The sequence below is a fragment of the Lysinibacillus sp. FSL K6-0057 genome (assembly GCF_038630885.1).
Lineage (GTDB): Bacteria > Bacillota > Bacilli > Bacillales_A > Planococcaceae > Lysinibacillus > Lysinibacillus fusiformis_F.
Window position 1 is genome coordinate 3017888 of record NZ_CP152047.1, and the last position, 13044, is coordinate 3030931.

13 protein-coding genes are annotated in these 13044 nt (G+C 31.2%); 11 read left to right on the forward strand and 2 right to left on the reverse strand.

Annotated features, from left to right (window positions below; genetic code table 11):
* The first annotated feature begins 8 nt into the window (after positions 1 to 8).
* From MHB40_RS15110 to MHB40_RS15155, 10 genes are all read left to right on the forward strand, one after another.
* A complete protein-coding gene (locus tag MHB40_RS15110) occupies positions 9 to 902 on the forward strand; it encodes a hypothetical protein (protein ID WP_342532806.1) in 894 nt (297 codons plus the stop codon).
* Positions 899 to 2146, forward strand: a complete 1248-nt coding sequence (locus MHB40_RS15115; protein WP_342532807.1) for a hypothetical protein — start codon at positions 899 to 901, stop codon at positions 2144 to 2146. The genes MHB40_RS15110 and MHB40_RS15115 overlap by 4 nt, the downstream gene beginning before the upstream one ends.
* A gap of 62 nt (positions 2147 to 2208) precedes the next feature.
* Positions 2209 to 4668: a fibronectin type III domain-containing protein gene (locus MHB40_RS15120; RefSeq protein ID WP_342532809.1), complete on the forward strand. Its 2460-nt coding sequence runs from the start codon at positions 2209 to 2211 to the stop codon at positions 4666 to 4668.
* A 342-nt stretch (positions 4669 to 5010) separates the two neighbouring features.
* Positions 5011 to 6063 (forward strand): RNA-directed DNA polymerase, encoded by a 1053-nt coding sequence (locus MHB40_RS15125; protein ID WP_342532810.1) that lies wholly within the window; start codon positions 5011 to 5013, stop codon positions 6061 to 6063.
* Positions 6050 to 6382 (forward strand): hypothetical protein, encoded by a 333-nt coding sequence (locus MHB40_RS15130; RefSeq protein WP_342532811.1) that lies wholly within the window; start codon positions 6050 to 6052, stop codon positions 6380 to 6382. The genes MHB40_RS15125 and MHB40_RS15130 overlap by 14 nt, the downstream gene beginning before the upstream one ends.
* A gap of 287 nt (positions 6383 to 6669) precedes the next feature.
* Positions 6670 to 7083 (forward strand): hypothetical protein, encoded by a 414-nt coding sequence (locus MHB40_RS15135; RefSeq protein ID WP_342532812.1) that lies wholly within the window; start codon positions 6670 to 6672, stop codon positions 7081 to 7083.
* Between the two features lie 18 nt (positions 7084 to 7101).
* Positions 7102 to 7386, forward strand: coding sequence for a phage holin (locus tag MHB40_RS15140; protein WP_342532813.1), 285 nt, complete (start codon positions 7102 to 7104; stop codon positions 7384 to 7386).
* A gap of 77 nt (positions 7387 to 7463) precedes the next feature.
* The gene (locus MHB40_RS15145) at positions 7464 to 8177 is read left to right on the forward strand and encodes a M23 family metallopeptidase (RefSeq protein ID WP_342532815.1); all 714 of its coding nucleotides are present in this window, start codon (positions 7464 to 7466) and stop codon (positions 8175 to 8177) included.
* Positions 8178 to 8272: 95 nt separating this feature from the next.
* Positions 8273 to 8464, forward strand: coding sequence for a hypothetical protein (locus MHB40_RS15150; protein ID WP_257521463.1), 192 nt, complete (start codon positions 8273 to 8275; stop codon positions 8462 to 8464).
* A 21-nt stretch (positions 8465 to 8485) separates the two neighbouring features.
* The gene (locus tag MHB40_RS15155) at positions 8486 to 9526 is read left to right on the forward strand and encodes a hypothetical protein (protein WP_342532816.1); all 1041 of its coding nucleotides are present in this window, start codon (positions 8486 to 8488) and stop codon (positions 9524 to 9526) included.
* A 227-nt stretch (positions 9527 to 9753) separates the two neighbouring features.
* Here the strand turns inward: MHB40_RS15155 and MHB40_RS15160 are convergent, their stop codons facing one another.
* Entirely contained in the window at positions 9754 to 9936 is a 183-nt protein-coding gene (locus MHB40_RS15160; protein WP_342532817.1) for a hypothetical protein, read from the reverse strand.
* A gap of 153 nt (positions 9937 to 10089) precedes the next feature.
* A complete protein-coding gene (locus MHB40_RS15165) occupies positions 10090 to 11598 on the reverse strand; it encodes a recombinase family protein (RefSeq protein ID WP_342532818.1) in 1509 nt (502 codons plus the stop codon).
* A gap of 189 nt (positions 11599 to 11787) precedes the next feature.
* Here MHB40_RS15165 and yfkAB point away from each other — a divergent pair, with 189 nt between their 5' ends.
* Positions 11788 to 12975 carry a radical SAM/CxCxxxxC motif protein YfkAB gene (gene yfkAB, locus MHB40_RS15170; protein WP_342532819.1) on the forward strand — a complete coding sequence of 396 codons (1188 nt, stop codon included), beginning with the start codon at positions 11788 to 11790 and terminating at the stop codon, positions 12973 to 12975.
* Positions 12976 to 13044: the final 69 nt, after the last annotated feature.

Genomic DNA, 13044 nt, shown 5'->3' on the forward strand with positions numbered 1-13044 from the left:
TAATCGGAATGTCTTTTTTAGGATATGATGATGGATGCGTTTTTGAAACAGTAAACTGTCATCATGACTATAATGCAGTAAATGTTAAATATGGGTTAATTGATCACCTGCATATTGATAAAGATTTAAACACTAGTGATACAGTAGAAAAAACAAGTTATTTTACATATGAAACAATTATTAATGGTAATTTACAGAACAATTTAGAATTTGGTAGCTTGAATAACATGGGTATTGAGATTGATAAGATTCGTTTTCAACGTAGAAAAATCGAGGATCAATTTTGGACAGATGTTTCAGAACTAGATTATGATGTTAATACTAAACGATACTATGAGGCTATTGATAAATATATAGCAAATGATTTTGATTATGAATACTCATTATTACCTATTTCTAATGAGGTGACTGGTAATCGTGTAATATCCAGTCCGATTAAAGTTGATTTTGATGGATACTATATCTCTGATAAGAATCATAACTATCGTATATTTTATGATGCTCAAATGGGAAATATTGAACACATCTCCCCTTCTACTGTTTTTGAACCTATTAATAGTAGATATCCTGTAGTCTCTTATGGACAATTAGATTATAGAAAATCTTCGTTGTCTGGAATGATATTGTCTGCATCCACAATAAAAAATGATTTTCCAGATATTAAATCACAGAAATTAGAAAAGCAACAATTATTAAATTTCCTTAAATCAAAACGTCCAAAAGTATTTCGTGGTATGGATGGGGAGTTAATGTTAATTCAGATTACAGATAATCCAGTTGAAGAACCTAATAATGACGCTATAGGTATCGCTAATGTATCATTCTCATTTGTAGAGATTGGAGATATGAACTCTAATACTCTAAAAGTTCACGGAATGCTAGAAGGATTTGATGGTACATGATTACACAAGAACAATATAATATACTTCAACGTTCATCACGAAAACTTCATATTAAATTAGAATTGTTGAATAAAAATGATACTGTCATTAATGTTCTTCATGGATACTCATTGTCAGGAAATATAAATATATCTGGTGAATCAACATATAGAAGAAATGGTAGTTTATCTATGTACATCAAGGATAACAACTTACTACCCAATCCAGATTCTAATATTTGGTTTAATAGAAAAGTGAGAATATACACTGGACTTGAAGAATATGACGAAACCATCATCTGGTTCAAGCAAGGTGAATTCTTGATTCAAAATGCAGATTTAAAAAGTTCATTATCAGACAAAACTATGAGTATTGATTTAAGTGATAAAATGGCTGCTATTGATGGTACTCATGGTGGTACTCTGTCGCATGAATTAGAAATTGTACCAGAAGGAATAACTGTTTCAGAAGCTATTCGATCATCATTAAATGGGCTATCAAAAGTATCTGTAGATGAAATAAAAATTAGTGATGTTGATTTACTTGTACCTTATGAAATAAATATGCAACCTAATTCATCAGTTTATGAATTAGTAGATACATTGAGGAAGTTGTATATGGATATAGATTTTTTTGTGAATTTGGATGGATACTATATTGTAGAACGAATAAAAAACAGACACCTCGACCCTGTTGTTTGGGACTTTACTCAGCAAAATATGAATCTCATCATAACTAATTCTTCAAAAGTAAACTTCACAAATGTTAAAAATAGCATATTTATTTGGGGTAGAAAAAACAAAACAGGTGAAACTATAAAATGGGTATATAAAAATAAATATATAAGAGAAACAGTCAGTGAAAGAGATATTATTACCAATCAAGAAAAAGGCGATATTTGTACAATCACCACTACTCAACAATCATACTATTGGGATGAAGAATGGAAAGAGTTAGACTTTACAGTTAATCCAAATTACTCAATAGATTGTATAGGTGAGCGTACATTTGCCATTAATGACGATAAAATTTCTTTACTAGAACAAGCAATTTTAAGGGCTGAATATGAATTAAAACAAAAAGATAATTTGGCTGAAACAGTAGATTTTACATGTGTTCCAATCTATGGACTAAATGTAAATGAAAAAATCAAACTACATGACAATAACATTGGGATAGATGGTTATTATTTAACAAAGAGTATATCCATCCCTCTTTCTCACGATGGAACAATGAATGTAAGCGCAGTTAAATTATATTATTAGATTAAATTGAAGGGTAACTCTACCCTTCTTTTTTTATTTGTAGATAAAGGAGGATGAATTAATTGGCATATAAACGAAGTAATTTTCCAAATTCATATTTGGAATTACCAGAATTACACGACCTTTCACCAAGTCTCATTAATAAAGCTGAAGAATATAAAGCTTTATTAATTAAACCGAACAAAACTGTGACAGAAATAGAAAGATTAAATCAGTTAAAAAGCGAATTACAAAATTACACGATCAGTCCTGAGTGGATTAATACATTAGGTGATGAAATTTCAGCTACTCAAAAATATTTTGTGGAAAATACACTTGATTACGTCAACCAACTTAAAACTGACACTCAAAACTATACTGAATCTAAAAAAGTAGAGTTTCAGGCTGAAGTGGATAAGTTCAATCTAGTTGGAAACTACTCTCCTACTGTCCAATATTATAAGAAAAATATGGTTAGATTCAATGGTCAAATTTATTTATGCATTAAAGATAATTATAATAATGCACCATTAGATAACAGTGATAATGAATTTTGGATTCTTCAATCTAAAAAGGGAGATAAAGGAGAACAAGGTGTTGCAGGAGTAGGATTGACTTTTAAAAATGAATATTCCCCTAGCATCACTTATAATCCAAATGAAGCAGTTCAATACAATGGAAGTGTATTCTATTGTATATCTACTGTAGTTGGAGAAACCCCTTCGGAGAATGGAACATCTTGGCGACTGTTTTTAGCAAGAAGTGGAATAGTTGTTTCCTCTACCCCACCTTCTTCACCAATTGATAAAATGGTGTGGGTTGATTCTAATACTAATAAATTTAAATATTATAATACTGGTACTTCTTCATGGGTAGCTTTAAACGCAGATAACGCGGATAAATTAGGTGGAAAAACGTTATCTCAAATAGAATCTGATTACAATAGTAAAATCGGTAATAAAGAAGATTTACAAACCGCGGACAAGTCTAATCTAGTCAATGCAATTAATGAAATCATGAATAATTCAGGTATTGGTGGTAAGAAGGTAGATATTACAGGATTAGACGATAACTATACCATTCGATACGATAAATTGAAGGATAAATGGGTAGTTGTATTATCAGAAATTGATAGAGAGCCTCCTGGACCAATTACAAACTTTGCAGCTAAAGCAGGTAATGCTCAAGTTACGTTGAATTGGATAAATCCGACAGATTCTGATTTCAATAAAACAAAGATTTTACGCAAAGTCGGTAGCTACCCTACGTCACCTGTGGATGGTACAGTAGTGTATGAAGGTAGTGGAACAACAGTTAACGTTACTGAATTGACAAATGATACAATGTATTATTTTAGGGCATTTACTTATGACAATAGTGGCAATGTGAATACAACAACTACTAGTCAACAAATTTCAGCTACACCTAAAGCGTCAGTCATTTACGGTGTAAAAATTGATACAAATAACAGTAACCCAGAAACAGCCTTGACATATACAGATGATGCAGTAGGATTTACTCCTGCAAGTGGAAATAACGGTAATTTTAGTTATGGTAGCTGGCAAGATAAGTTTCCGTTCAATCAGATTAAGCCTTGCGTGTTAAAAAATGGTGTAGTCAATTACTATCTCAATCCAAACGATTACACGCAAAAAGAAAGTGGCGGAAGTGCTGATATTACAAGTGGTAATGATGGAGATGTGATGGTCGAGTTTCCGAAAATCTATTGGAAATTCGAAACGATTGGTAGTAATTTATACGTTAGATATTCAGATACAAAAATTGATAGTGGGTATAAATGTCTAGCACATACAAGAGGTAGTGCTGAAAAAGATAAAATTTATGTATCAGCGTATCTAGGTTACGAAATGGCATCTAAGTTACGTTCGCTAAGAGGTAAAACACCTAATACAAATAAAACTATCGGTGCATTTAGAACGTTAGCGAAAGCAAACGGTAGTGACTATGAACAAATGGCGTATTATCCACTATTAATGCTACAAGTATTGTACATTGTTATGTTTAAAAATAGAGATTCTCAAACTGCTTTAGGTCATGGATATGTTGACGGTAATTCATCATCTATCGCAACTGGTGGTACAGATAAAAAAGGTATGTTCTACGGTGAAAATACTGGCAAACTACAAAATAAATTCTGTGGTATAGAGGATTTTTGGGGCAACTGTTACTATTGGATAGATGGATTATACAGTGATAGCAATAGAAATATCATGATTGGAAATCAAAATTTTAACGACAACGGAAGTGGTTATAGTAATTTTGGGCAAGGTGCTACATCGGATATCAGTGGTTATATTGATAAAGTACAAGGTGGTACTGAAACTGGTTTTATAATTAAATCATCAAGTGGTTCATCTACTACTTATTATAGTGATTTTGGGAATCTGTATGCTGCTGCTAGGGTTGCTGATTTCGGTGGCTATTGGGATGCTGCTTCGGATGCGGGTGCTTTTCGGCTTCAGTTGAGTTATTTCGCCTCTGGTTCTGCTTCGTATATTGCCGCCCGCCTCGCTCACCTTTGATTGTTCCATTAATTCATATAATAATTTAATTTTAAATGGCATATAAGGCTCATTTTTTGGGGGTCTGTATACTACTAAGGTTACTTATTTCAGTAGCAATTGGAATAATACTTCGAATACAGGTGCTTTTCAGCTTCAGTTGAGTTATTCCACCTCTAATTCTAATTCGAATATTACCACCCACCTCACTCAATTTGTGTTTATAAAAAAATAAAATACATTGAGTCTTATACGCCCTACCTCATGGTAAAACATTAAAATGGCACCAAAAAGCTATGTTAGTAGGTTTAATCTCGAACGCTTGGCTCTAGAACACAAAGCTAAAATCTTTGGAGGAATAATGTGAAAAGATATGGAAATATTTTTGATAAGATAGTAACTTTAGACAATCTAAGACTAGCACATAAAAACGCAAGAAAGAATAAATCGTATTATTCGGAAGTCAAAATGGTCGATGAGAATCTAGATTATTATCTAAAACAAATTCAAAAAATGTTAGTAAACAAAACATTTACTACATCAAACTATGAAGTGTTTACAATAATAGACAAAGAGAAAGAAAGAGAAATATTTAAACTTCCTTACTTTCCAGATAGAATTGTTCAACATGCAATTATGCAACAAATAGAACATGTATTTTTAAATCATTTTATTTACGATACCTACGCAGCATTACCAAACAAAGGAATACATGTAGCATTGCAAAGGTTAGACACTTTTCTGAAAAACAAAGAAGAAGTTACTTACTGCTACAAATTCGATGTTAAAAAATTCTTTCCTTCTGTAAATAAAGAAATACTTAAAAGTTTGATAAGAAAGAAATTCAAAGACAAAGATTTATTGTGGTTACTAGATGATATAATCGATAGTTGTGATGAAGGGTTGCCAATTGGAAACTATACATCACAATATTTTGGTAATTTCTATTTATCATTTTTAGACCACTGGTTGAAAGAAGAAAAGCAAGTCAAATTTAGCGGAAGATACATGGATGATGTTTATATCCTTCACCATGATAAGAATTATCTCCATAAACTTAGATTAGAAATCGAAAATTATCTAAGAGTAAATTTAGACTTAAAAATAAAGGAAAATTGGCAAGTGTTTCCTACTTTTATTAGAGGAATTGATTTTGTAGGGTATAGACATTTTGGTGATTATATACTACTCAGAAAGAATACTGCTTTGAAATTTAAGCGTAAAATGAGAAAAATTCTAAAGAAATGTCAAAACGAAAAACAGATGACTCATTCTGAGTGGTGTTCTATTAATTCGTATAAGGGGTGGTTACTATGGTGTAATGGATACAATTTAACTAAAAAATATGTCGAACCGTTGAAACATTATGCAGAAAAATATTATACAGAGGAAGTGTTAAAAGTTGAAAAATTATAAAAAAGTGAAAGGTACACAGAACACAGTAAAAGATTTAGAAGTAAACATTGATACAGTGTATGTGCGAAATAACATTATTCGTATTGATGAAGAAGATTTCAAAGGTTGGGAATACGATGAAACGCAATACAGTAAAGATGAGTATCATGAAATGATTGGTGGTAACGCTAAGTCAATGAAATCTGATGTAAATGACGTAGCAGATGTTACTTCTACTTTGATTGAAGATAATGCGATGGTTGCTGATTTATTAGCTACTTTAATTCAACAAAATGCAGAGCTAGAGAAACGTGTAAAATCTTTGGAAGGAGGTGCGTAAGATGGTTAGATTATGGGCAACTAAAATTAAATATGATTATTGTACTATTGATGATGTACCAGAACGTTACCTTGCGGCAGTTAAGAAAATGCTTGGAATCGAACAGTAATATCACTCTTTTGTAAAAGACATATATTATTTAAATCAGAATGTATATTAATACAAAAATAATGCATAAAAGACATATAAATACATAAAAATTGTATTAAAATACACATAACTTTAGAGTAGGTATGAGTTTAATCTCCCCTACTCTTTTTATTATTTTAAAGAAGTCGGTGATTATATTGGAGAACGAAAAGCTTGGTGAAAGATTAGCAAGCGTGGAAACCGAGTTAAAAAATCAGAATCATAGAGTTTCAAAATTGGAAGGTAACAATGAATTACTTTATCGTTTAACAGTTGTTTCAGAACAACAACAGGAAATGAATAAGAATCAACAAATTCAACTAAATAAAATGGATGAGACTTTTAACAATATAAATGTAAATCTAACTAAATTAAATATGTCACAAGATGAATTACAGAATGATGTTAAAAGTATTGGAAAGCGTGTTGATGGAATTGAGGAAGATTTAAAGTCAGAATCAAGTAAAGATAATATTTCTATCAGTGAGACTATTAAAAAATACATACAATGGTGGCTACTACTCCCCCTCACAATTATTGGAGCTTACTTCATGAAATGGTTAGGACTATAAGAAAGGAATTGATTAAATATGAAAATTAACTGGAAAGTACGTATCTATAACCCTCAATTTTGGATTGCTATTGGAATTGTTTTCTTTACAAACCTGTTTGCAATGGCAGACGTATCATTTGAAGATGTAACAAGTTGGGGTAAATTAGGTGGTTTAATTTTAGATGCTTTGAAGAATCCATACACATTTATTAATTTGGGAGCGTTCATTTATTTAGCAGTTGTAGATTTCACCACAAAAGGTATTAGTGATAGTGACTTAGTTATGAATCGCTTACGATCTAAAAGTAATATTAAGAAATAAATCCTTTATTGGATTGGTACTATTTTGTATTTCTTATTATTTATTGAAAGTTTCAAGAAAAAGAAAGGAATGATTAGATGGTTAATTTTATCTGTCCAGTACTAAATGCTCGACTAACCTCTCCTTTTGGATGGCGTAATTTAGGTTATGGTAGAGAGTGGCATCAAGGAGTGGATTTATGTGATCAAATTGCAGGTAAAAAAGTTCCAGTGTATGCGTCTGCTGATGGAAAAGTAACTAGATCTGGATTATTGAGTAGCTATGGTAATGTAGTTATGATTGTTCATACTATAAATGGTAAGACGTATGAGACAAACTATGCTCACTTGGATTCTTTCTGCGTTAAAGTGGGACAGTATGTGAAGCAAGGTCAACGCATAGGTATTACTGGAATGACAGGACGTTCATTTGGTGTACATCTACACTTCGAAATCCATAATGGGAGATGGAAAGCTGGTCAACCTAATGCAGTAAATCCTATGAAATACATATCATTATTAAACTCAAATCAAGAAAATGGAGATGAGCTAACTATGTCACAATATAATGAATTAAAAGAAATGATTACTGTTCTACAAAAAGAAAATACAGAGTTAAAGAAACAATTAGCAAATAAAATTGACAAGCAAGAATCACGAGAACCATTAAAGTATCATGTAGATGATTGGCAATGGATGAAAGCTAATGGTATCACAGACGGTTCAAATCCACAGAATTACATTACTCGTGAACAGGTATCCACCCTACTTCACAATATGGATAAGTTTAATACAAAGAAATTCGGAAAATAACTACATAATATGCATATTCCCCTACTTCTTAATAGTTGTAGGGGATTTTTGTGTTTAATACTTAACCAAAATTAAAAGTAAGGATGGTGAATGACATGAAAAAATATTACATTGTTCAATCGGACAATTATGCTAAAACAATTCACTTTTTATCAGGTATTCCTTATTACACATTCCCTGACAAGAAAATCGAAGGTGGAATAGTATATAGCTTTGAAAATAGCGAAAAGTTACAAGAAGTTTTGTCACTAATTAATAAAACAATTAAAAAATACAGAACACAATAGAAATAAGGAGAATTAAACATTATGATGAACAAATTTAAACAATTACAAGTAGGGCAAGTTGTAAAGAATTACAAAGAAATGTGTAGAATTTTAGAACAAGAAATTGTTAGTGGAAAATCTAAACAACTGCAAATTAAAGACTGGGAAAGATATATTAAATATACTAAACAAGGGCATAAATTCATTATAGAAGAAATATATGATGACGAGATTATAAAAGCTGAAACTAGAGGAAGAAAGTCTATTTATGGCGATGCTATACAGTTACTTATTTTAGATTTACTAGGTTATAAAAATGGTAAAATTACAATCAGCAAAAGTAAACTCATGAATACTTTAGGAATGACGAATGAAAATTACAGCCTTGGACGTTCTAACCTAAACAAACTTTCAAAATATCTTAATATGGATGTTAGTTTTATTTATGACTTTTATAATGTTAATAATAGTAACTTTGCAAATATCATTAAAACTGCACTGAATGATTTAGAATCAAAAAGAGTTATTCATTACACTACCATTAAGAAATTGAAACCTATTGATTCTGTACAGAATAGAACTGCAACAGAATTTGAGATAGTCCAAATAATGGAAATTGAAAAAGAAGTATTAATAAGTCTAGGTTACGAGGATATGATCAATGTTAGAAAGAGCAAAGATTGGAATAAATTTAAGTTAGAAGTAAAAGATAGGCTGTCACAAAAAACAAATATAGAATATTACTACAATGCTTATGAGATCATCATAAATGAGAAGTTCATCGACTATGAAAAGGAAAGCCTTGTTTCATTGATGCTTAGTAAAATTATGCGTGATAAAAGTAAGCATGAGTTAAATAATATGATTATTGACAATTCTTTAAATAACGCAAAAAATAGACAAGCTAATTTTTTTAGTTCACCGAAAACGATGGATATTAGGTTCGATGTTAACTATGTTCCTAATATGACAACATTAGCAGATGTCTTGTTGAATATTAAAGCACCACTATTAGACTTAAATAATAATTATACTGAACCAAATCATCATCAACTTGAAGAAATAGATTTATTGTTTCAATAAAATTTGTCACTTATTAACTTTCATAATACATAACATATAATAGTATAAAATAAGTGACAAATTTTATATTGCACTCTTAACTATACATAAGACCGCAAAGGGGATGAAAAAGATGGCTACACATTTTCTACAAAAATGTTTCGCTTGCAATTGCATCCCCTTTCCCAATCCCCCAATTGCACTTTATTTTTAATTCCTCCACTTACACAATTCATCTTCGCCTATAATCAATTTATAACCAGATTGTTTTTTTCTGGCTTTTCTAACCAATTTTCATTGACTAATTCTTTCATCATATCATTCAATTTATTTATATTTATTTTCATAATCTCTCGTAACTCTGCAATTTTTGTAGTGTTATGAATGGCAATTACTCTTTTTAATTTATCTAAATCGCTATCCTCATTCACAACCTTTACTACTGGTAATTCAAACTTACTCTCACCTACTTTTAAACATAATGGAATAGTTGAAAAGAAAAATACAGGGAACTTTCTTTTGTAGATTTAAATTATTAATAATTCAACCCCTTTCTATAAACTAACTAGAAGGGGTTGAATGGTTCATTGTTTATAATAGATCTGTATTACTGGTGGGTATTTATAATATCTATTATCAGGCTTTTCTTTGTAGTAATGTATAAAATCAATTACTTCCCTTAAGGAAGAATTTAATTTTTCTAAATCATCTTCTCCTTCTAGGATATTTATAATAGTATCTTTAATTTTATTTTTCTTATCGATTTCAGAGGACAAATCAGATTTTTCAAGTTTTTCTTTTTCCAATTGTAATTTTAATTTATTATTTTTTACTTCAGTTAGTTCTTTTTGAGCTTCGTCATCATCGAATATTCCCTTTTTATAACCTTCTTGTATTCTTTTTCTTTCATTATCTAATTCATTTATTCTTTTATTGATTAGATCGATTTTACTTCCAATTTCATCAAATAATGAGGATGAATTATTCGTTAACTCCTCTATTTCTTCATGAATTTCATCTAAGCGAAGTCTTAGTTCATTCAGTACTCTTTTTTCGACTATCTCCGAACGGCAACCATAGTTCCCACATTTTTTTAACTCAGGATTTTCTTCTTTTCTAATTTGACTAGATGAAGCCCAACAATTTAGTATAAATAAAGCTTTTCCGTTCTCTCTAAGGGTAGAACTTTTATAACTATTCGAAAAAGACAGAGTGGTATTACATAAAGGACATCTGAGTAGTTTCGAAAGCATGTATTTGCTGATTCTTGATTTTTGCGGAATTACTCTTTTTTCTGCTAATTTGACCTGTGCTTTATTAAAAATATCTTTACTAATTATCGCTTCATGGGCATCTTCAACGTCTATAGGTTCTCTTCCCTCTAATTCGTAAAGTAATCTACCATAGTATGCTACATTAGATAAAATAAATGAAGTTTTTCTAACAGTCCACTTCTTATTTTCTCTTGTTAGAATGCCCATTAAATTTATTTCATTGACAATTTGAGTCTGATTCATTCCTTTGTTAACATAAGAATCAAATATCATTTTGACAACCTTAGCTTCTTTTTGATCGATGATTAGGTTTTTATGTTTGCTTCCATAATCTTTAGTATAGCCGTAAGGAGGTATTCCAAAATAAACACCTCTTTGTAAAGCTTGTATTCTTCCACGCATCATCTTTCGCTTAGTTACTCTCATGAACTGACTATCCATTTCTGCTTGAATTCCTGAAATAAAATCATCTTCATCATTTAAATAGTCATAAGTTTTTGTTAGTGTGAATAGCAACAGCTTTTCTTTTTTACAAAACCGCTTGAATAATCCCATATCGGTAGAATCCCTAGAAATTCGATCTTGGTCTGTAACTAAGATTCCATCATAATTCTCTTCTTCTAGAAAAGTCATCATAGCTTGTAATTTAGGTCTATTCCAATCTTCTGAACTACCTTCTTCATGAAAAATCACATAAGTCATATTATTTTTTTCTGCGTAGTCTTTTAATAATTCTATTTGCATCTCAATTTCCATAGAATCAGAATCTTTTAATCGTGATTTACGTACATATATAACAACTCTTCTTTTTTTAGTCACAGAAAAATATCTCCTTTATTAGCATTAATAACCTTAGTATATCAGCTACTAAATCACATGCAAAATTAATTTATCATTGAATGTAAAGTATTTTACCATAGTTAGTTTTGCAAAAACCTTTAGTCATTGACATATATCTCTTCGATTACTCATAATGAATAGGTATAAAAATAGATAGGAGTAATAATTATGACTGAACAAATTAACACCATTTCAAAGATCACGCCTGAGTATGACCCTTGGGAGGCGTATCTTGACATAGAACAACATGGTAAATTAACTTTATCGAATGTAGAATTTACCACTACTACCCTTTGTAACATGAGATGTTCCCATTGTGCAGTAGGACACACTCTCCAACATAAAGACCCTGATGCACTTCCTATAGAATTACTCCTTCAGAGATTAGAAGAGATTCCTCATCTTCGTTCATTGAGTATAACTGGCGGTGAACCAATGATGAGTAACAAATCTGTACAAAATTATGTTCTTCCTTTGTTAAAATACGCACATGAAAATGGTATTCGTACGCAAATCAATTCCAACTTAACATTAGATTTAGAACGCTACAAACTCATAGCTCAATACTTAGATGTATTACACATCTCTCATAATTGGGGTACTGAAGACGAATTTATTGATGTTGGTTTTGGTATGATGAAAAGAAAACCTACTAGAGAACAGCGTAAAGTTTTATTTGATAAAATGATTACTAACTCTCGTGCTTTGTCAGAAATGGGAGTTTTAGTTTCTGCTGAAACAATGTTGAATAAAAGAACACTTCCTTATCTCGATAAAATTCATAAGCAAGTTGTAGAAGAAATGAAATGCCAACGTCATGAGATTCATCCAATGTATGATAGTGGATTCGCAGGAATAACTTCTTCTATTAACACGCAAGATAATTTACACCCAATGTACCCATCTGACTTTGCAAGTGCGCTTACTTCTTTATCACTAGAGGAAACGCGTGAAGCCATTCATCACCTGTTAGATATTCGTGATGAAAATACGTGGATGTTGTTTGGCACACTCCCGTTCTACCCATGTAGCACGAATGAAGCGGATCAAAAGCTGTTGCAACGTCTCCGTACAACGAAGAATGTCACAATGCGTAATGACCCAGATGGTCGTTCACGATTAAATATCAATATCTTTACAGGCGATGTAATCGTTACCGATTTTGGTGACACACCAGCCCTTGGCAATATTGTACATGATGAACTACCATTGATCTTTGACAAATGGATGGCTACTGACTTGGCGAAATCGCTTAACTGCCATTGTCCAGCTGTCAAATGCTTAGGGCCAAATGTACTAGTAAAAAACATGTATTATCAAGATGCCGCATTTGTAAGTGGCTCTGCTCGCTTATAAGTTAATTTATAAATAGGGAGACTCCATGTTGAACAAAGACTGATCAACATGGAGTTTCTTTTTTCATAT

Bases quoted from the DNA above. Each gene is read 5' to 3' on its own strand.
- MHB40_RS15110 (WP_342532806.1), top strand. From the start codon at position 9: ATGTCTTTTTTAGGATATGATGATGGATGCGTTTTTGAAACAGTAAAC.
- MHB40_RS15115 (WP_342532807.1), top strand. From the start codon at position 899: ATGATTACACAAGAACAATATAATATACTTCAACGTTCATCACGAAAA.
- MHB40_RS15140 (WP_342532813.1), top strand. From the start codon at position 7,102: ATGAAAATTAACTGGAAAGTACGTATCTATAACCCTCAATTTTGGATT.
- MHB40_RS15145 (WP_342532815.1), top strand. From the start codon at position 7,464: ATGGTTAATTTTATCTGTCCAGTACTAAATGCTCGACTAACCTCTCCT.
- MHB40_RS15150 (WP_257521463.1), top strand. From the start codon at position 8,273: ATGAAAAAATATTACATTGTTCAATCGGACAATTATGCTAAAACAATT.
- MHB40_RS15155 (WP_342532816.1), top strand. From the start codon at position 8,486: ATGATGAACAAATTTAAACAATTACAAGTAGGGCAAGTTGTAAAGAAT.
- yfkAB (WP_342532819.1), top strand. From the start codon at position 11,788: ATGACTGAACAAATTAACACCATTTCAAAGATCACGCCTGAGTATGAC.